We start from the raw sequence: 19014 nt of genomic DNA on the forward strand, positions 1-19014 counted from the left end.
CTTTCAGCGTCGTACAACTTTAACCATTAATTTTAAAATCGATATTCTCGTTCTCCTGTAAAAAGTCTACCAGCTCACGGGTCACGTTTAAGCGGATATTTTGGGAGAAGAGATTTAGGGAAATATTATGTTCCCCATCGACAACCTTAAAATATAACAGGCTATGGCCCGGATTGTTCTTGATCAATACCGAAAGCTCATTGATTGTCGGCTCGTCCAAATCATGGATCGGGACCGTGATACTGATTTTCTCGATCAGCTTGTCTTTCTCGTCTTGCAAAAGGTTGACGGTACCAATCTTGAAGTCCAGTTTATTGGGGTCCCAGCGGCTAGGCTCTACACGGGCTGTGATCAAGAGATACATCCCTATTTTACCATACTTGCTGTATTCGATATAATCCTGTCCGAAAAGCGGGATCTCGCCACTACCCGTGAAATCCTCGATCTTCAAGATACCGTAAGGCTTTCCGTTCTTGGTCATTCCTTCCCGGAAACCGGTGACGATACCACCTAATAAAACTTCCCGGCCTTGTAAGGTTTCCCGCTCGTTAAGTTCTACCATGCCGGTATTACATACATACTTTAATATGATACGGTATTCATCCAACGGGTGGGCGGATAGGTAAATACCGACCAACTCCTTCTCTTTATTCAGGCGTTCGAGATCGCTCCAACGCTCGCATTGCGGGATCTCCGGTTTAGCGATGGCGATCAAGGCGTCTCCACCGAATAAAGAGTTGACTGCCGTGCTCTTATCCATCTGGTATTTGTTACCATAGCGAACCAAGGTATCCAAGAACAATTCTCCTTTTCCACTGTCGGTGAAGAACTGCTCACGCTGGATACCGAAGTTATCGAACGCTCCGGCCAAAGCCATGGACTCTATGTTTTTCTTATTGCAAGCGGTCAAGTTCACCCGTTCTACGAAATCGAAGATACTCTTGTACGGGCCGTTCTTCTTGCGTTCCTCTATGATATTTTGTACGGCTGACTCACCTACGCCTTTCACGGCACCTAGCCCGAAGCGGATGTTCTTGTTCTTATCTACGCTGAACTTCAAGATAGACTCGTTCACGTCCGGTCCCAATACTTGAATACCCATCGCTTTACATTCATCCATGAACTTCGTGATATCCGTGATATTGGATAAGCTTCGGCTCAAGACGGCGGCCATATACTCGGACGGGAAGTTCGCTTTCAAGTAAGCGGTCTGATAAGCCACCCATGAATAACAAGTAGCGTGACTCTTATTGAATGCGTATGAGGCGAACTTCTCCCAGTCGGACCAGATCTTGTTTAAAGTTTCCTCTTTATAGCCGTTGGCTTGACCACCGGCCATAAACTTAGACTTCAAGTGGTTCATCTTCTCGATCAACTTCTTACCCATCGCCTTACGTAAGGCATCACTCTCACCACGCGTGAAGTTAGCGAGCAAACGGGATAGAAGCATGACCTGCTCCTGATAGACCGTAATACCGTACGTATCTTTTAGGTAGCGTTCCATGACGGGAATGTCGTACTTGATCTCTTCCTTACCCTGTTTACGGGCGATAAAAGAAGGGATGTAATCCATTGGACCCGGGCGATACAGGGCGTTCATGGCGATCAAGTCCTCGAATTTAGAAGGTTGCAACTCCTTCAAATACTTTTGCATACCGGCGGACTCGAACTGGAATGTACCGGTTGTCTTTCCGTCGCAATACAATTTATAAGTCTTGGGGTCCTCCAGACTGATATGGTCGATATCCAGATCATGTCCGGTAGTCAGTTTCACGTTCTCGATCGCTTCCTTGATGATGGACAAGGTCTTCAAGCCCAAGAAGTCCATCTTGATCAATCCGGTTTCCTCGATCACGGAACCCTCGTATTGGGTAACCAGCATCTCCTCGCCGGTATCCTTGTCTTTCGCCGTACTGACAGGTACGACATCCGATATATCATAACGTCCGATAATGACACCGCAGGCGTGTACACCCGTGTTACGGACGTTGCCTTCCAGCATCTGGGCGTATTTCAAGGTATCCCGTGCCAGCGGATCATTTCCGTTAGCCGCCTCTTTTAGTTCCGGCACATACTTGATGGCGTCGCCCAATTTGAACTTCTTCATGTCAGGGATCTTATCCGGAACCAATTTGGCTAACCGGTTCGATTCGGATAACGGTAATTTCTGTACCCGGGCGACATCCTTGATAGCGGACTTGGTAGCCATTGTACCATAAGTAATGATATGAGCCACACGCTCGGCACCGTATTTCTCCGTTACCCAGCGTAAGACCTCGCCACGGCCATCATCATCGAAGTCGGTATCGATATCGGGGAGGGAGATACGGTCCGGATTCAAGAAACGCTCGAACAGGAGGTCATATTTGATCGGGTCGATCTTGGTGATCCCTAAGCAATAAGCTACGGCAGATCCGGCGGCCGAACCACGTCCCGGTCCTACGGATACACCGAGTTCCTCACGAGCGGCACGGATGAAATCTTGCACGATCAAGAAGTAGCCGGGGAAACCCATGGTCTTCATGATATGTAACTCGAAGTTCAGACGCTCCTTTACTTCATCGTCTAAGGGGTCTCCGTAAAGCTCCTTGGCTCCGTCGTATGTCAATTTCGCCAAATAGTCGGCTTCCAGCTTGATGCGGTATAGTTTGTCGTATCCACCTAATTTCTTGATTTTGGAGTGCGCCTCTTCCTCGCTTAATACGACATTACCGTTCTCGTCTCGGGTGAATTCCTCAAATAAATCATGCTCTGTCAATTTCTGACGGTAGGACTCCTCTGTACCGAACTCCTCGGGAATGGCGAAAGTCGGCATGATAGGACCGCTGTCGATGGAGTAGAATTCTATTTTGTCGGCTATCTCGAGCGTATTACTCAAAGCTTCGGGGATATCGGCGAAGATGGTGTTCATCTCGGCGGTTGTCTTCATCCATTCTTGCTTGGAGTAGCGCATACGCTTGGGGTCGTCCAAGTCTTTGCCGGTACTAAGGCAGATCAGGCGGTCGTGAGCCTCAGCATCGTCGGCATTGACGAAATGGACGTCGTTGGTGGCGATTAGCTTGATATTATGTTTGTGAGCAAGTTCGATCAGTACCTTGTTCACCTCTTGTTGATGCGGGAAAATCGTGCAATCGGCGTTGGGGTCGTGTGTCTCGTGCCGTTGCATCTCAAGGTAATAGTCTTCTCCGAATAAGTTTTTGAACCATTTGATAGACTCCTCGGCCTTATCGATTCGTCCGTGCATGATATGCTGCGGGATCTCTCCACCTAAACAGGCGGAGCAGATGATCAGATCCTCGTGGTATTTCTCCAACAACTCTTTGTCGATACGCGGACGTCCGTAGAATCCTTCCGTCCATGAGAGGGATACCATCTTGATCAGGTTCTTGTATCCGTTCTTATTTTTGGCCAGAACGATCAAGTGCCAGCCGCTACGGTCGTCTTGCGAGGCCAGCTTGCTATGCCTTCCGTTGCGAGCGCAATAACATTCGCACCCGATGATCGGCTTGAAGATGGAAGCTTTCGCTTCGGCGATTTGTTTTTGTAGTTCCGTTATCCTTTGTTGTTCCTCATCGGTTGGAGCATCCTTGGCCAGCAGCGGTTTTAGTTCTTTCTCGGAGTCCTTGATGATCCCGAGAGGTTTACTGTTCTTTTTGCTAACCTTATTGAAAAACTCCTTGATACCGAACATAACGCCATGGTCTGTCACGGCGATCGCACGCATTCCGTCTTTGTACGCTTTGTCGATCAATGCGTCGATGGATGCCTGTCCGTCCAGCAAGGAATACTGGGTATGTACGTGTAAATGAATAAACGGTTCCATATATATTAATGTATAGTCTGGTGCATATTGAAATGAGTGCATAAAGGTAGGAAATATTTTTAGTACGAGAGAGGTTGTTTTGCTTTTAAAAAAACACGTACGTCTTTTCCCGGAAACACGTACATGTTTTTGGAAAAAGACGTACGTGTTTTCTGAAGGATATAATGAGGTTATAATATGTGTGATTCTATAGAATCTATATGTTATATAAACAGATGTTGTATTGATATTTTGCTTGATATAAGCCGTATATCGTGACAGGAGGTTTTCGTAAGGTGCTCGAACTAGCGGATGGAAGATAGTTATGAATGGCGTTTTTCTGTGTGAAAAGCCGTTTTATACTGTACTTATGCTTGGAAAAAGCGAATCTCAGGGAGTTCTGTTTACAAAGTGTCATTTTGCTAGAACAAAGGAAACTAATATTCCGATCTATCGCAAAAGGTGATCTTACTTTTGTTGATTATTGGATGGTGTATTTACTAATGTACGCATGTACATTAAATAATAAAAGAGAAAAATGATTGATTTAAACGATCGTTTTAATTAGTCATTTGCAAAGGTACGCGTTTCTTTGACTTCTGCAACCCTTCCGGGCTATTTTTTTCATCCCTTATTCGCTTTCTTATCAATAGGATAGCCTATCCTTTACGAAACAACCGATTCCGTAAACGAACCTCCCGTTTTCCTTCTTTAAAAACGCAAGATCTAAACGATGGTTTAGACTAGTCGTTTTCTAACGGTAGTCTGCTATCAGAAAATAGCTAAGTGCTTAATTAACACTATTATTAATATTAAATTCTAAATTATGAACAGAAAGATTTCTACATTGTTAACGGCGGGTCTGCTTGTGGCGGGGTCGCTGTGCGGTAGTGCCTTCGCTCAGACGCCGACGGTTTCCATTAAAGATTTGACCGGAATCGGATCTACAGTAGCGAATGAACTGAAAAACGGGGCTCGATATGTGATGGTAGATGCCTCTTCATCGCTAGCCTATGGTCATGAAATAAGCACTACTACCGGTAAGATTGTTGAGGTAGGGGAGGCTATAAACACTCCGATTTTTTACGATGACAGCGATAGCAAAGACGGCGTTAAGAAGTACATTTGGACGGTCAGCGTGACAGAGGCTCCGAGAGGTTTCTTCTCTTATACCCTCACCAATGCGGAGACTGGAAAGGCGTTGAGATACAACAGCGCATATAATGCGATAGAGACAGACCCGGCAGCGAAAGCCGAGGATACCTTTAAGGATTTCGTGTTTGAGAATACAGGTACTGTCACTTCTACTCCCACTGGTGCGAAGTATTCTGCCTCTAATAAGTACATGGTTGCCTATAAAGCGGGTGCGACTGTTTGGAACGGTCTGTCATGGTCTGGCAGCCCATTGGTCTCTACTACTACGATCTCTGCTCCTACGTTCTATGAGGTTAAATCCGAGGAACTTGAGGATGTTACCGAGTTGAACGCATTATATAACACTTCTGGATTCTCATTCGCCTCCAAGCCTTATGATACGGATCAAACCGAGGAGCCGATCGGCAACTTGTTCAATACGAAGAAGGTGGTAGCTCGCTATGTATCTACCGCTATTGAAGTTGACGCTACTCAGTATCCTTCTTATTCGGGTAATACTAGTGATTTGAGGATCGAGCCGGGTATGTATTTCTTCACAGAGAACGCTCCGAAAGATGGTGCTGATTATAAAGAATGGATGAACGCTACGATCTTGGTCGTAAGCTCAACGGAGACCGTTGAGGCTACAAATGCGGGACGTGCCTCTGGTGATGGTTTCGCTTTGGCAGAGGTGAAAGTCAGCGACTTGAACTTCTATCAAGGTTCGGATAATGCTTGGATGACAGCAGGTAACGATATCTCTATCAATAACGCTAACTTCCGTGTGCAAAAGAGCTATGTGGACGCTTATCCGTATGAGTTGAACGTTGATGATTTCCGTTATCGTGAGCAAGCTAGCAAGGCTAAGCACGTTACTAAGTCTGTTAAGTTACATGTGTTGAAACATAGTGACAAGTACTATCTGACCACTACACATGCTACAGACGACCAGTTCATCTTCAAGTTGGCTGCCGCCGGTATGAAGAAAGGTATCGAGTTGTTGAACACGGAGGCTAAGGTCGCCGCTTACACGATCCGTATCTTAGACGGTAAGGAATTTGGGTCATCTACCGATAACATCGACAAGAAAGACATCAAGAGCGTATACGGCAAGTACTTGACGAACGCCGTTAAAGCTTCTCAATTCGAGTTGGTAGCTAAGGCTAAGGTTCTTTCTCAATTGGAGACTCCGGCTTATCAATGGGCTATCTCCAGCGTAGACAATGAGTATGAGGTGACATTCACGAACCGTGAGACCGGCGAGTATTTCACAGCAAGCTTGTTCCCGAAGGCTGATCTGGGCGAGAACGTTTACGAATTGTCCACAAAGAGCAAAAAGGTTACCGCTATCTATGTAGACGCGAACACATACAATGAGACAGAGGGTGAAGTCGCTGAAATGCAACAACTGATCGTCGAGTTGACTCCGGCTGAGGTTGATCCGTACGCAGGTTTCTTGAACCTAGACGATGAGACTTTGGTGACGATGGCTTTCGCTCGCGATAACAACGAGACTTCCAATAAGTGGTATGTGGCAGCTAAGAAACAAGCAAGCCCATTGACTGGATATGAATTGAACAAGAACGGTAAGTTCGCTAACGAGGTATCCGATGCCGCTCAATGGCAATTGGTGAAAGATGATAAAAAATGTACGATCATCGAGCGCAGTTTCGTTTACAATAAGGATGGCCGCGTGACGGTACAGGCTAGAGCAGATAAGGGCTACGCTTATGTTTATCAGTTGCAGTATATCAATGATGGTATCGAGACTGATAAATATTTCCCGCAAGGAACTACTCCTGTAACTAATGTAACAGAACAGGAAGCGTTAGTTAATGAAGGTCAAGCTAAGTTCGTGATCAAGCTAGCCGCCGATGGTTCTGTTTACTTGATTCCGGTGGGTGACACAAACAGTTTTATCGCTTCAATTTTGAATGAGAATACGAAGTCTGTTGTAGACGCTACTTATAAGGCTTCTATCGACGAATGTCAATATACTACTCCGTCTTCAGTTTACGCATGGCCGTCAACTTCTACACAACAAGATTGGTTATTGAACACCTACTTGATCGTAGAAGCACCGGAGATCAGCTACCCGGCAGAGGAAGGTCATATCTCCTTGGTAAGCGATAAGGGTAACTATATCTCCATGAACGAGAATCGCGATGGTATCGTGGTAAACGAGAATCAATACTCATTCTACTTGCAAGTAACCGATGAGGACGCTGTTGTTCCTTCTTTCTATATCTCTAACAAGGGTACGGTTGAGAATGGTGACAGATTGTTCTTGTTCAACCCGGCAGACTCTGTAAACTATTATGTCGCAGATGGTACATACGACAGAAAGTATGAGTGGATCAAGGGTGAGACAAAGGCGATCTTCAAGCCGGCCACTCTTTGGGAGACTAAGGATACTTTGACTACGGTCGTTAAGGGTAACAAGGTTTCCGTGGCTGAAGAGGCTGATGATGAGGGCGTATTAGGTGGCTTGGATTACTTCAAGGTTCAGATCATCCAGTGCGAGGACAATGAGAACGAATATCGTATCCGTTCTGTAGCCAAGAAGGGTTCTTATCTGTATAGCTTCAACGACCAGTTGTCTTGGAGCGGTAGCAAGGAGAAAGCAATGCGCTTCACTATCACTACAGGCGATCCTACAGCTAACGAGTCTATCGCAGACGCAGCAGAAGGCGTTAAGGTAATCGCTGGCAACGGTACCGTTGAGATCCAAGGCGCAGCTGGTAAGAACGTGGTAATCACAAACGTTCTTGGTAAGGTTGTAGCTAGCACGGTTCTTACTTCCGATGACGCTACGATCGCTGCTCCGGCAGGTATCGTTGTGGTGTCTGTAGAAGGCGAGGAAGCTGTTAAGGCAGTCGTTAAATAAGAATAATGACGATAAATAACATAAATCGAAAATCATTCCTGCGGGAGTTGTAGTGATTCAAGTACCCCGTGAGGGCGAACAGGCGGGAATGGATTAATATTAATACTAAAGTAATAAATTAAAGTTCATCTGCCGTTACCTCCGTGAGGAGGGAAGGTGTGAAAAAATAGCCTCGGTCGTTTCCGCGATCGGGGCTAACTTTTGAGTGCCCCTTTCATGAGTTATACTTTTTATATAGCTTTCCTGTATGTTTCAGTAGGATAAATGTAGATGTTATTGAAAAATGTATATCTTTGCTTACTATTAGAAGGAAAAGCAAATGAGGAAGTTTATGAGAAAGATCGGATTGTTGTTGATTGCCGTGATGATGATTTTACCGGCGATGGCTCAGGTTTCTTTCGGCGTACGTGCCGGAGGCGCTTATTCTTCGTTGATCCAGAAGGTGGAGGATACGTATGAGGCGGGAGCCCGCTTCGGTTTCAGCATAGCGGGTTTGGCGGATATTCCTTTGAGTAAGAATAAAAAATGGTCGCTTCGTCCTGAGGTGGCGTTCGTGAACCAAGGTGGCGCTTATTATTCGAATCAGGATATACATGGGATGGCGCTTCATAATAAATGTTGGTATTACTCTTTGCAGATTCCCGTGAATGTGGCTTATACGTTTACCTTCACGGACGTTCATCTGTCCGTATTCGCCGGTCCTACCTTTGATTGGTCCTTGTTTGGCAAGATGAAGAGCCGAGAGACCAATCCGGATCTCCATTTCGGCGTATCCGAGGAGAAGGATTTGAAACCTTGCGATTTTGGCATGAACGTCGGCCTATCGGTAGAATATAGTAACTTTTTCTTTTCCGTAAGTTCCCTATGCGGCATGATAGACCGCCGTGCCTTGAAGCGTGACGGCGAGACTTCCGTTTACCAAAATAACGTGACATTCTCTTTGGGGTATTACTTCCGTAAGTGATGAGTATCTTCATAATAACTTGAAAAATAATTAGATTTGTTTGGTATTTCGGATAAAACCCGTACCTTTGCAAGCCGATTATTATCAAATTGTACTAAGAGTTTAGTTCTTAGCACGTTGTTGCATCATGTGTCCGTTGTGACAATGTTGGTAAGGCTAGTTTTTTGAGTTATTAATTAATTTAATTTTTAAGCAGTGGATACTTTAAGTTTTAAGACCATTTCTGCAAACAAGGCAACTGTAAACAAAGAGTGGGTCATTGTTGATGCTGAAGGCCAGACGTTAGGTCGCCTTTGCGCTAAAGTAGCGAAGCTTTTGCGCGGTAAGTACAAACCCAATTTCACTCCGCACGTTGACTGTGGTGATAATGTAATCATCATCAATGCAGACAAAGTCGTTCTGACTGGTAACAAGTGGAACGATCGTATTTATTTGAGATATACCGGATATCCCGGTGGACAGATCGAGTATACTCCGGCTGATCTTTTGAAGAAAGGTGGCGACCGTCTGTTCCGTAAAGTAGTAAAAGGTATGTTGCCTAAGAACCGTCTGGGTGCAAAGTTGTTGAACAACATGTACGTTTATGAGGGAACTGAGCACAAGCACGAGGCTCAACAACCTAAGTTAATCGATATAAACTCATATAAATAATCACGATGGAAGTAGTAAATGCAATAGGAAGACGTAAAGCGGCAGTCGCTCGCGTATTCGTTAGCGAAGGTACGGGAAAGATCACGATCAACAAACGTGAGCTGGAAAAATACTTTCCTTCTTCAATCCTTCAGTTTATCGTAAAGCAGCCGTTAGCAAAGTTGAACGTCGCTGAGCAATATGATATTAAGATCAACCTTGACGGTGGTGGTTTCAAAGGTCAGTCTGAGGCTGCCCGTTTGGCTATCTCTCGTGCGTTGATAAAGATTAATCCGGAAGATAAGGCTGTCTTGAGAGCGGAAGGATTCGTAACTCGCGATCCTCGTGCTGTTGAGCGTAAGAAACCGGGTCGTCCGAAAGCTCGTAAGAGATTCCAGTTCAGTAAACGTTAATGTTATTTGTGAGTCCCTTACAAGTAAAGCGAAGCGTTTAGTATCTAAATTATCGGGATTCTTTTTACATGTGGACATGCGGAAAGACTACCTGATGGTTGAAATTAAACAAAGAAAGTAAACGATTTAAGAAAAAAACAATGTCAAGAGTAAATTTTGATCAATTATTAGAGGCTGGTGTACACTTCGGACACTTAAAAAGAAAGTGGAATCCCGCTATGGCTCCTTATATCTTCATGGAGCGCAATGGTATTCATATCATTGACCTTTATAAAACAGTTGCTAAAGTAGACGAAGCCGCTGAAGTTATGAAGAACTTGGCTAAACAAGGCAAGAAAGTTCTTTTCGTGGCTACCAAAAAACAAGCTAAACAAGTTGTCGCTGATAAGGCTGCTTCCGTAGGTATGCCTTACGTTATCGAGCGCTGGCCGGGTGGTATGTTGACCAACTTCCCGACGATCCGTAAAGCTATCAAGAAGATGGCTACTATCGATAAGATGACAAAAGATGGTACATTTGATAATCTTTCTAAGAGAGAAAAACTTCAAATCACTCGCCAACGCGCTAAGTTGGAGAAGACTTTAGGTTCTATCGTAGACCTTACTCGTCTTCCGTCAGCGTTGTTCGTTGTAGACGTGATGAAAGAGCATATCGCTGTTCGCGAGGCTAACCGTTTGGGTATCCCTGTATTCGGTATGGTTGATACGAACTCTAATCCGAACAATATCGACTACGTTATCCCGGCTAACGATGACGCTACAAAGTCTGTAGAGGTTATCTTGGGCGCTATCTGCGAGGCTATGAACGAAGGCTTGCAAGAGCGTAAGGCTGAGAAAATTGACGCAGAGGCTGCTGAGGAAGCTCCGAAAAGAGAGCGTAAGGCAAAAGCTGCTGTTAAGAAAGAACGTACGAAGAAAGAAGACGACGATGCGTTGAACGCTAACGTTGCCGGTAAGTTCGCGAAAGACGAAGAATAATTCGATTGACAATTGACGTTGACAATTGACAATTAGAATACAAATACAATGGGCAGTTGGCTTTTGACAGGATTTGTCAATTGGCAACTGTCCATTGTCAATTTTTGAAAGTATAAACATTTTAAAGATAAAGGAAATAAGATTATGGCTGTAACAATGGCTGATATTACCAAGCTGCGCAAAATGAGTGGAGCTGGTATGATGGACTGTAAGAAGGCTTTGACAGAGTCTGACGGTGACATCGAGAAAGCAATGGAAATTATCCGTAAAAAAGGACAGGCTATCGCCGCTAAACGTTCTGATCGTGAGGCTGCCGAGGGTTGTGTGTTGGCTAAGAAGGATGGCGAGTTCGCCGCTATCATCGCTTTGAAGTGCGAAACGGACTTCGTGGCTAAGAATGAGGACTTCGTAGCTTTGACTCAAGCTATCTTGGACGCTGCCGTGGCTAACAAATGCCGTACTTTGGACGAGGTGAAAGCTTTGCCTATGGGCAAGGGTACTATCCAAGAAGCTGTTACGGATCGTAGCGGTATCACTGGCGAGAAAATGGAGTTGGATGGCTACTGCGTAGTTGAAGGTGCTTACACTACTGTATACAACCATATGGGCAAGAACCAACTTTGTACGATCGCCGCTTTCAACAAGGAGTCTGAGGAAGCCGCTCACAATATTGTTATGCAGATCGCCGCTATGAATCCGATTGCTATTGATGAGGCTGGTGTTCCTGAGTCTGTAAAAGAGAAAGAGATCCAGGTTGCTATCGAGAAGACGAAGGCTGAGCAGGTACAGAAGGCTGTAGAGGCTGCATTGAAGAAGGCTGGTATTAATCCTTCGCATGTAGATAGCGAGGCTCACATGGAAAGTAACATGGATAAGGGTTGGATCACGGCAGAGGATGTAGCTAAGGCTAAAGAAATCATTGCTACTGTTTCCGCTGAGAAGGCGGCTAACTTACCTCAACAGATGATCGAGAATATCGCTAAGGGTCGTCTGGGCAAGTTCTTGAAAGAGGTTTGCTTGTTGAACCAAGAAGACATTATGGATGGCAAGAAGACTGTAAGAGAGACAATGAAGGAGATCGATCCTGAGTTACAAATCTTGGCGTTCAAACGTTTCACTTTGCGTGCTGAATAATTGCGGTAACGTATTTGATATAAAGAAAAAGGCGGTACAACCCAATGTATCGCCTTTTTTATGAAGTATAGCTTACTTGCCCATAGAAGATATACTTACTTGTCCAATGCAGTATATCTTACTTTGCCAAGTAAGTATATCTGTTTAATTTTTTCTTATTTCAATGCGGCCAACGCATCCTTAATACGTTTGATCGCCTCCACGATATTCTCATCGCTGGTAGCGTAACTCATGCGGATACACTCAGGTGCCCCGAAAGAGGTACCACCTACGCAAGCTACGTGCGCTACTTCTAAGAGATACATAGCTAAGTCATCAGCGTTGTTGATTACACGGGTTCCATCTGTCTTGCCGTAATAATAACTACATTTGGGGAATAAGTAGAAGGCGCCTTCCGGCTTATTCACCTCGAAGCCCGGAACTTCTTTCGCTAAATTAACGATTAAGTCACGACGACGTTCGAAGGCCTTGCGCATTTCCTCAACGGGTTCTTGTGAGCCTGTATAAGCCGCTTCCGCCGCTTTTTGAGATACGGAGCAAGGGCCAGAGGTATATTGTCCTTGTAATTTATTAACCGCTTTCACGATCCATTCCGGTCCGGCGATGAAACCGATACGCCAGCCAGTCATCGCATACGCTTTGGAAACGCCGTTTACGATAACCGTACGGTCTTTCATTCCTTTGATAGAAGCGATGCTGTTGTGTTTACCAATATAGTTAATATGTTCGTAGATCTCATCCGCTATAACGATGATATCCGGATGCTTTTTCAATACTTCCGCTAAACCTGCCAATTCCTCGGCGCTGTAAACAGAACCCGTCGGGTTGGAGGGAGAGCAAAGGATTAACGCTTTTGTCTTAGGTGTAATAGCGGCTTCCAGCTGAGCTGGAGTGATCTTGAAATCTTGCTCGATACCAGCCGGAACGATAACGGGAGTTCCTTCCGCTAACTTCACCATCTCCGGATAGCTTACCCAGAAAGGGGCAGGGATGATAACCTCGTCCCCCGGATTTACCAATACCATGACCGTGTTACAAACGGATTGTTTGGCACCGTTTGCGCAAGAGATCTGGCCTGCTGTATATTCCAGTCCATTCTCGTTCTTCAATTTGGCAACGATAGCATTACGTAATGCCGGATAACCCGCTACGGGAGAATAACGTGAGAAATTATCGTCAATCGCCTTCTTCGCGGCTTCTTTAATGAAGTCGGGAGTATTGAAATCGGGTTCTCCCACACTTAAGTTGATAACATCGATACCTTGAGCTTTCAACTCACCGCTCTTTTGTGACATCGCCAATGTTGCTGAAGGCGATAAACTCGCTAAACGATCTGAGACTTGTGTCATGACATTGCTTTTTGTATAGGTTGTTTTATTATTATGCGACAAAAGTAATCAATAATCGGAATTCTTGCAACGTTCTGATAACTATTTAATGTTATGCAGCACATGCCCCATACGTTCTTTCTTCGTTTTCATGTAGAATTCGTTGTATGGATTTGGTTTCACCTCGATAGGAACGTTCTCTACTACCTCAAGTCCGTAAGCTTCCAGACCTACGCGTTTTACCGGATTATTGCTCATCAGGCGCATTTTCGTTACGCCGATATGACGTAAGATCTGTGCTCCGACACCATAATCTCGCTCATCCGCTTGATGGCCTAAATGCAAGTTCGCGTCCACCGTATCCAAACCATCCTCTTGGAGCTTGTATGCTTTCATCTTCTCCATCAATCCGATGCCTCGTCCTTCTTGGTTCAGGTAAACGATAACGCCTTTGCCTTCTTGGTCGATGCGGCGCATAGCCTCGTGCAGTTGCTCTCCGCACTCGCAACGCATGGAACCGAAGATATCACCTGTAGCGCAAGATGAGTGCACGCGTACTAAGATAGGCTCGTCTTTCTCGAATTTACCCTTTATCAAAGCTATATGCTCTAATCCATTGCTTTTCTGGCGGAAAGGAATGAGACGGAAATGTCCGTACTCGGTAGGGAGATCTACCTCTACGCCGTTCTCTACGATCGATTCGGTCCGGAGGCGATAAGCGATCAGGTCCTTGATGCAAATAATCTTGATATCGAATTTCTTGGCTACCTCAATTAATTGCGGCAGACGTGCCATGGTTCCATCCTCGTTGATGATCTCGATCAAGGCTCCGGCGGGATATAAACCGGCTAACCGGGCCAAATCCACGGCAGCCTCTGTATGACCCGCACGGCGAAGTACGCCACGAGAGCGGGCACGGAGCGGATTGATATGTCCGGGACGTCCCAGATCGGATGGCTTGGTCTTTGGATCTGCCAGCGCCAAGATCGTTTCCGCACGGTCGTACATGGAAACGCCGGTCGTACATTTCCCTCCTAATTTATCTACTGTTATCGTGAAAGGAGTACCTAATAAAGAGGTGTTATTGGCAACTTGCATATCCAGCTCCAACTCTTGGCAACGTTCTTCCGTGATCGGGGCGCATAATACACCTCGTCCGTTTTTCAACATGAAGTTGATTTTTTCCGGGGTTACTTTCTCGGCCGCGATGATAAAGTCTCCTTCATTCTCCCGGTCCTCGTCGTCTACAACGATTAAGAACTTTCCTTCACGGAAATCCTCGATAGCTTCTTCGATGGTGTTTAATTGAATCTCGCTCATATTTATTGATTATTTATATCCGAGTTATTTTTTAGCAAATGTAATGAATATATCATATTGATCAGCTCCTTACTGGTCTTTTGTACCATGACGATATCATGCCGTAGCAATTTACGTTGGTACGTAGCCAATAGGTAGATCGGCAATCCCAGTGGGAAGAAAATACCGATAGCCAAGGCAAGTTTCCCGTTTATATGCTTGCTTAGCTTATTATTGTAACCTCCGATGACCGGGTAGTCCATCAATTTATTCAGGAGTAAATTCTGGTCGGAATTACTTAATTCCTCCACGATATTTTCCGTGTCCTGAGCTAACAGTTCCGCTGTGTTATCTTTTCCGCCTTGTTTCCAAAATGTCAGATAATTGATCCAACGTTTATGGTTTGCCAGATAAGTCGTGCTTTCTTCCACTAATTTCTCCAGTTGAGGAAGGGTTGCCTCATAATCGGGGGTGTATATGATAACCTCTTTCCGCTCCACTTTTCTCCCTTCACGCTTACCTATTAAGTTCTTCAAGGCATTCACGTAAGTGTCGGCATTCAAGATAACAGAATCTTTTACCGCTTTATAGGTTAGGAATATACCCATAGGTGTTAAGACCACGGAGCTAAGCCACATACCTTCCCATGCGTCCCAAACGCCGTCGCGTGCCATCTTGAAGCCCATATTATCTATAATATAATAGAAGATAAACAAGATTACCGAGATAACGACCGGTACGCCCAACCCACCTTTACGGATGATGGCTCCTAAGGGCGCTCCGATAAAGAAGAACATGATGCAAGCGAACGATACCGTGAATTTCTTATGCCATTCCGTCAAGTGGCGGCGTACCTTATAGGCCTCGTCGCCAACCGTGGCCGCACGGAAATAATAGTCGGTCTTGATATTCTCGATCGAGGATTTGGCCCGGCCTAATAAAGCCGCTTTACTACTCGGTGCCTGCGCTTGGTAAAGACTGTCGAAATCCAACTGGATGGTAGGAGTGATTACCGGCAATTTTTCCTGCTGCTCGTCTGGTTGCCCCTCGGCTTCACTCTCTTTTTTAGCTCGTAAGGACTTTAGTGTTTTTACGTATGAGGCATCGTAAATGCTTTTTGCGTTCACGTCCTTGATGCTATCCAAGCGTACGCCCATCGAATCGATAGAGGTTTGTAAATCCTTCAAGTTTTTTCCCATATATTGGTTCTGCATGAAAGATTCGTCGGTACGGTTGAAATTCGCGTCGAATTCAATCAAGATATCCTTGCTGCTGAATGATTCCCGTCGATAGGGGACGGCGGTTCTCGCTTGCGTCGTGTTGGCTTGGCTTTTACCTACGTTCTCGAAAGATTCTCCGTTAAATAAAGATAGGACAAGGAATAATTTATCGGCGGATGTCTTTAGCCGTCCGGAGTCCGCTACGATTACACGGGCGTTATTGAATCCTTCCGAATAATCATAGATCATCACGTCTTTTAATAAACCGTCCTTCGGGTCCTTTTTCTTCACATATACATTGAATCCGGGAATATCTTTGTAGAATGAACCTTCCGGAATATCCAATTCCGGTGATTTCTGGCGCATGGAATATAATAATGTATATAGCTTGACTTGGACAACGGGCATTACGTTGTTTTGGAAGAAAAAGGCTCCCACGCTCACAAATAGTAGCGTTACGATCAAAGGACGCATGATATGTATCAATGATACCCCGGCAGACTTCATGGCCAGTAATTCCAGACGTTCCCCTAAATTTCCAAAAGTCATTAATGAGGCTAATAGAATAGCCAAGGGAAGTGCCATCGGGACAAGAAACAAGGCCGCATACATAAACATCTCCGCTAATACAGGGATACCAAGGCCTTTTCCCACCATATCGTCGATGTATCGCCAAAGAAATTGCATCAACACAATAAACAGACAAATACCGAATGTCATAAGAAACAACGGCAGGAATGTCTGCAGCATAAATGTATATAATCGTTTTATTCTCAACATTGCCTAATCTGGTTGAAGTGGCAAAAGTAGTGTAAAAAACGATAACACCCCACAGATTTCTGTAAAACTACTCTAAATACCAAGCGTTCGCTTCAAATCTTCCACTTGCGAGTCCCATAAATTAATGGAATCTTTTTTCTCCCCGGGTTCGGAGAAATCCGTAATCTCAAGTGCCGTAGAACCTGTTAATTCGATTGTATGGATTATAAATTCGAAATAAGCGTTCTCATCTTCCTCGTCCACCCAGCGGTAACGGATAAAGTTCTCCGGCTTGGAGTCGATCACTGTTGCCTCTTGGGCCTCTTTACTCCATTTAAAGGTGTAGAGATTATCATTTATAATGACCTCGTCGGCGAACCAAGCGGAAAGTCCCAAAGCGGTGGTTAGGTGATTCCACAAGCTTCGTCGTGAAACTTTATCGAAAATGTATTCGATATGAAACTTCTCTTTCTTCATTGTTCTTATCCTTATATTTGCCGCAAGATACATAAAAGATTTGAAAACGACTAATTTTAATGATGAAAAAAGTAACTAATAACTAACTGATTAGGTGGAGGTCTTAAAAATTAAGCGAATTTTTTTTATTGAAAATGTTGTGTAATTCAAAAATAACCCCTACTTTTGCACCGTCAATAAGAGAAATAGTGACAATGAAATGATGGCGAGATAGCTCAGCTGGTTAGAGCGCATGATTCATAATCATGAGGTCCCCGGTTCAATCCCGGGTCTCGCTACCTAGAAAAGGAGGTCGATTTTTCGATCTCCTTTTTTCTTTTGCTATCAGATGGTCTTTTGGGAGGATAAAAAAACCTGAACAATCTTTCTCGTAAACGATCTTGATTGTTCAGGCAAAATAATTATGTAACCTCGCGGTTATGTTAATTAGGTTTGCCTACATCATAATTTAAGGGTAATTATATATGTAAGCAGGGTCATAGGGTAAAATTTCGCAAATTGCTTTGCTTGATTTATAAATACAAAGATATGTATGTCTAAATGTTTTGAGTGATGGTATTTGTCTCAATAGGAGAATGTATTTCTATCATATAAATAACGCACGCCTCGGAAATCATCTGAAGCGTGCGTTTAGCATATAAAATTTAAATCTAGTTACCCTTGTTTATGTAGTGACCCTGCTGTGATTTTTATATGCTTACCCTAATGTCTGTTGCGAATATATTCATAATATTCATAGGTTGTATCTTTATTTGATCGGTATTTGTATCAGTTTAGTGTGTAAAACTATCAACAGGTGGAGTGGGCCTTGTGATGAAGCGGGTTTCCGTTAATATTTAAATAAAGTTAAGACGGTGTTCGTGTCAATATCATGGGTATTCCTATCACGGAGAATGCGGTTTTTGAGAGAAAAACAGCGCACGCCCGAAATTCTCTAATCTCGTGACGTGCGCCAAAGCATATAAAAATTGAGGGTATCTTAATTCAGTGTTATATGTTGGATAACGGTTGCCCAGTCGGCAATTACAATATTAGCCGAAACTTCTCCAGAGTACTTGAAAGTGATCTCGGTGCGTTTTCCGGGGTTTGCAGCGAATAATTCTCCGTTTTTGTCTTTTTCGCTAGAAAAAATAAGATCACCGTCCTTGTAAAGCTCTATCGTTATATTTTGAGCCGGAAAAATGGCTTGGGCTTCTGTTGTCAAATTACCTTTTTCGTCAAAAGAAGCGGGGAAAGCGAATTCAACCTCTTCTCCTGTTGGGTTGCCATTGTAGTCCAATGAGCTTTTTGTATTTTTAATTCGATATTCAAAATTTCCGGCATTACTCCCTAGATACTTGATCAGTCCTTTCGTTGAAAGCTGGAAAATTGAAGTTTTGCGAATGATTTGTAATTCGTTTGATACGGTGGATTTTGTTGAAGAGTTCTTATGAAGCGTAACTTGTCCATAGAACAAATCGCTCGGAATATTAGCTATGCCGTTATTCTCTTTTAGACTGACTTGCAAATCGGATATAATATTGGCTTTGCTCATGTTTGAAATCTCTTCGTTTCCAGAATTGATTCCACTCCATGCGATCACGGTTATGTCATTACTGTTCGGGCAGTTAATGTCTATAGCCCGGCGAGATAAAATTGTAGATTTGTTTACATTAATCTGCTCGAAGAAATCGTTGTTTTGATCGAAGACAAATAATGTAGCTCCATTCACCTCTCCCTTGGTCGTAATGTCGTTACCATCTGAATTCATTGCTTTTAATACCACGGAGAATGGCACTTCGGCTTGTTCAATAACCTCACTCGTTGTTGCTACTACGTCATTTGAATCATCCGTGCAAGCGGAGAATGACAAAACTGTGAAAATAACAGAAACCGCAAATACGCAATTTGCGAAAAAATTACCCTTTTTCATGACCCTACTTTTTATATGCTTTACCCTTAATCTAAGTGACTTGGTTTTTTTTGACCGCCCCTCAACGGTCTTTCCTTA

12 protein-coding genes and 1 tRNA gene are annotated in these 19014 nt (G+C 44.1%); 7 read left to right on the plus strand and 6 right to left on the minus strand.

The genetic code is table 11. From position 1 onward, the window contains the following. Positions 1-19: 19 nt before the first annotated feature. A complete protein-coding gene (gene dnaE, locus DWX84_RS10640; protein WP_009016888.1) occupies positions 20-3823 on the minus strand; it encodes a DNA polymerase III subunit alpha in 3804 nt (1267 codons plus the stop codon). A gap of 805 nt (positions 3824-4628) precedes the next feature. On the opposite strand from dnaE, the gene DWX84_RS10645 reads away from it, so the two are divergent. The 6 genes from DWX84_RS10645 to tsf all read left to right on the plus strand — a co-directional run bounded on the left by DWX84_RS10645 (position 4629) and on the right by tsf (position 11941). Next, on the plus strand, positions 4629-7823 hold the full coding sequence (locus DWX84_RS10645) for a DUF6383 domain-containing protein (RefSeq protein ID WP_121960663.1): 3195 nt from the start codon (positions 4629-4631) through the stop codon (positions 7821-7823). Between the two features lie 331 nt (positions 7824-8154). Further along, complete coding sequence (locus DWX84_RS10650) at positions 8155-8787, plus strand: porin family protein (RefSeq protein WP_005859488.1); 633 nt, start codon at positions 8155-8157, stop codon at positions 8785-8787. Between the two features lie 195 nt (positions 8788-8982). Then, entirely contained in the window at positions 8983-9438 is a 456-nt protein-coding gene (rplM, locus tag DWX84_RS10655; protein WP_005859486.1) for a 50S ribosomal protein L13, read from the plus strand. 5 nt (positions 9439-9443) lie between these two features. Further along, positions 9444-9830 carry a 30S ribosomal protein S9 gene (rpsI, locus tag DWX84_RS10660; RefSeq protein WP_005859484.1) on the plus strand — a complete coding sequence of 129 codons (387 nt, stop codon included), beginning with the start codon at positions 9444-9446 and terminating at the stop codon, positions 9828-9830. Between the two features lie 140 nt (positions 9831-9970). Continuing rightward, complete coding sequence (gene rpsB / locus DWX84_RS10665) at positions 9971-10807, plus strand: 30S ribosomal protein S2 (RefSeq protein ID WP_005859482.1); 837 nt, start codon at positions 9971-9973, stop codon at positions 10805-10807. A 144-nt stretch (positions 10808-10951) separates the two neighbouring features. Next, positions 10952-11941 (plus strand): translation elongation factor Ts, encoded by a 990-nt coding sequence (tsf, locus tag DWX84_RS10670; RefSeq protein ID WP_005859480.1) that lies wholly within the window; start codon positions 10952-10954, stop codon positions 11939-11941. A 155-nt stretch (positions 11942-12096) separates the two neighbouring features. Here tsf and DWX84_RS10675 read toward each other — a convergent pair whose 3' ends face one another. The 4 genes from DWX84_RS10675 to DWX84_RS10690 form a co-directional block, all read right to left on the minus strand. Further along, entirely contained in the window at positions 12097-13290 is a 1194-nt protein-coding gene (locus tag DWX84_RS10675; protein ID WP_121960662.1) for a pyridoxal phosphate-dependent aminotransferase, read from the minus strand. A gap of 81 nt (positions 13291-13371) precedes the next feature. Beyond that, complete coding sequence (locus DWX84_RS10680) at positions 13372-14589, minus strand: bifunctional 3,4-dihydroxy-2-butanone-4-phosphate synthase/GTP cyclohydrolase II (protein ID WP_005859476.1); 1218 nt, start codon at positions 14587-14589, stop codon at positions 13372-13374. A gap of 2 nt (positions 14590-14591) precedes the next feature. Next, positions 14592-16538: an LptF/LptG family permease gene (locus DWX84_RS10685; protein WP_048927139.1), complete on the minus strand. Its 1947-nt coding sequence runs from the start codon at positions 16536-16538 to the stop codon at positions 14592-14594. A gap of 102 nt (positions 16539-16640) precedes the next feature. After that, a complete protein-coding gene (locus tag DWX84_RS10690) occupies positions 16641-17024 on the minus strand; it encodes an START-like domain-containing protein (RefSeq protein WP_005859472.1) in 384 nt (127 codons plus the stop codon). A gap of 204 nt (positions 17025-17228) precedes the next feature. On the opposite strand from DWX84_RS10690, the gene DWX84_RS10695 reads away from it, so the two are divergent. Next, positions 17229-17302: transfer RNA gene (locus tag DWX84_RS10695), tRNA-Met, on the plus strand. Positions 17303-18003: 701 nt separating this feature from the next. Here DWX84_RS10695 and DWX84_RS10700 read toward each other — a convergent pair. Beyond that, a complete protein-coding gene (locus tag DWX84_RS10700; RefSeq protein ID WP_005867545.1) occupies positions 18004-18936 on the minus strand; it encodes a FimB/Mfa2 family fimbrial subunit in 933 nt (310 codons plus the stop codon). Positions 18937-19014 lie beyond the last annotated feature (78 nt).

It is taken from the genome of Parabacteroides sp. AF21-43, from assembly GCF_003635435.1.
Classification (GTDB): Bacteria; Bacteroidota; Bacteroidia; order Bacteroidales; family Tannerellaceae; genus Parabacteroides; species Parabacteroides distasonis.